This window comes from Pseudomonas edaphica (assembly GCF_005863185.1).
Taxonomy (GTDB): Bacteria; Pseudomonadota; Gammaproteobacteria; order Pseudomonadales; family Pseudomonadaceae; genus Aquipseudomonas; species Aquipseudomonas edaphica.
This window is the reverse complement of record NZ_VBVZ01000911.1, coordinates 1-1,713: the sequence shown is the minus strand read 5'-3', so window position 1 is coordinate 1,713 and position 1,713 is coordinate 1. Positions and strand designations below refer to the sequence as shown.

Annotated in this window: 2 protein-coding genes and 1 pseudogene; 2 read left to right on the top strand and 1 reads right to left on the bottom strand. The window is 59.1% G+C overall.

From position 1 onward, the window contains the following. A pseudogene (locus FEM54_RS32005) lies at positions 1-131 on the top strand (Hcp family type VI secretion system effector); the annotation flags it as partial. A 53-nt stretch (positions 132-184) separates the two neighbouring features. On the opposite strand, the gene FEM54_RS32000 reads toward FEM54_RS32005, so the two are convergent. Then, entirely contained in the window at positions 185-1,006 is an 822-nt protein-coding gene (locus FEM54_RS32000) for an aldo/keto reductase (protein WP_099547818.1), read from the bottom strand. A gap of 106 nt (positions 1,007-1,112) precedes the next feature. Between FEM54_RS32000 and FEM54_RS31995 the strand changes: the two genes are divergently transcribed. Further along, positions 1,113-1,607, top strand: a complete 495-nt coding sequence (locus FEM54_RS31995) for a DUF1543 domain-containing protein (RefSeq protein ID WP_017136835.1) — start codon at positions 1,113-1,115, stop codon at positions 1,605-1,607. Positions 1,608-1,713: the final 106 nt, after the last annotated feature.

Genomic DNA, 1,713 nt, shown 5'->3' with positions numbered 1-1,713 from the left:
GCCAGGCACCGGAAAACGCGCACTTCACGCATTTGGAAGATGTGCATTTCACCTATCGCAAGATCATCTGGACGCACGAAGTGGCGGGTACTTCCGGCTCGGACGACTGGCGTAGCCCGGTCGCCGGCTAACCCTGGGTGACGCAGAAACGCCGGCCATGGACGGCAGCGTTTCTGCACGCTTGCTACACCATTGACAGTGGATGCTTGCGCTTGGGTGCACCGAACACGCGGTCGATCGCATCCAGATCGTGCTCATCCAGCACCAGTTTCGCGGCACTTGCGTTCAGCCGCACATGCTCGGGGCTCACCGCCTTGGGAATGGCAATCACACCCTCCTGACGCAGTACCCAGGCCAGGGCGATCTGTGCGGGTGTGGCCTCATGTCGGTGGGCAATTTGCTTGAGCGTCGGGCTGGACAGCAGTTCGCCGCCCTGGGCGATTGGGCAGTACGCCATCAGTGGTAAATGGTGCTGTTGCCACCATGGCAACAGGTCGAACTCGATACCCCGCTCTTCGATGTTGTAGAGCACCTGGTTGGTGGCACACGCGGGGGATGCAAGTTCCTGCAGGTCGGCGATGTCGAAGTTGGAAACACCCCAACGACCGATCTTGCCTGCCTCGCGCAGACGTTCGAACGCTTCGACGGATTCTTCGAGCGGGTACTGGCCGCGCCAGTGCAACAGGTACAGGTCGATATAATCAGTGCCCAGCCGCTGAAGGCTGGCGTCACAGGCACGCGGCACGCCCTTGTGGCTGGCATTGTGAGGGTAGATTTTACTGACCAGGAACACCTGGTCGCGCTTGCCACGAATGGCCTCGCCTACCACCTTTTCGGCGCCACCTTCGCCGTACATTTCAGCGGTGTCGATCAGGCTCATGCCCTCGTCGATACCCAATTGCAACGCGGCGACTTCAGCTTTGCGCAGGTCCGGGTTTTCACCCATACGCCAGGTACCTTGGCCGATGACAGGCACGGGAATACCGGCCAGATCAATGGTGCGCATAACAACCTCCTGATGAGTTGGCGAATTAACAGTGTGGCACTGACCGGACAAAAGGGTTCAATCGAAGTATGGTTAGCCTTTACCCAATCACCAGGCAGGACCTGTAATGCTGTTTGTTGTCATGCTCGGGGGCAAGCACCCAAGGGCCAAAATCGAAGTTCACGATGTGGTGTTCGCAGTGGCGGACACGCTGCAAGCCACCTACCCGCAATTGCGAGACGGCTGGTTCGGCAGCCCCAAGGGCATGCATATCGACGCCTGGATGGCCGTCGATGGCGTAGACGGCTGGAAAGTCGAACTCAGCCAAATGGCGCCGCCTGCAGGTGCCCATCACCTGTACTTCATCAACCTGGGTGGTTATGAAGCCAAGGTGTTCGGCGAGGCCCACCATTACTTACTGGTGGTGGCTCGCGACAAACAGGAAGCCAAGCGCAAAGGCCAGCAGCAGCTATTGCAGCACTGGTCGCAGGCCCATACCGATGGCGTGATGGATATTGACGACTGCCTGCCTATCGATCTGGTGGACGGTCGCTATGTTCACCTGGTGCCAGGCGCGCACCAGCCGATCATCCAACAGAACGACTACATCACCCTGCCCTGAGCCTTTATGTACAGGGCGCCAAGGTTTTGCCAAACAAACGATTGCCATGGGTTTCCCCTTGGAAGGTATAGGTCGGCGACCCCAGCACCGCGTAACCCCGTCGGGG

What these genes read in the sequence shown, in the direction of transcription:
- FEM54_RS32000 (WP_099547818.1), bottom strand. Translation starts at nt 1,006, where the DNA reads ATGCGCACCATTGATCTGGCCGGTATTCCCGTGCCTGTCATCGGCCAA.
- FEM54_RS31995 (WP_017136835.1), top strand. Translation starts at nt 1,113, where the DNA reads ATGCTGTTTGTTGTCATGCTCGGGGGCAAGCACCCAAGGGCCAAAATC.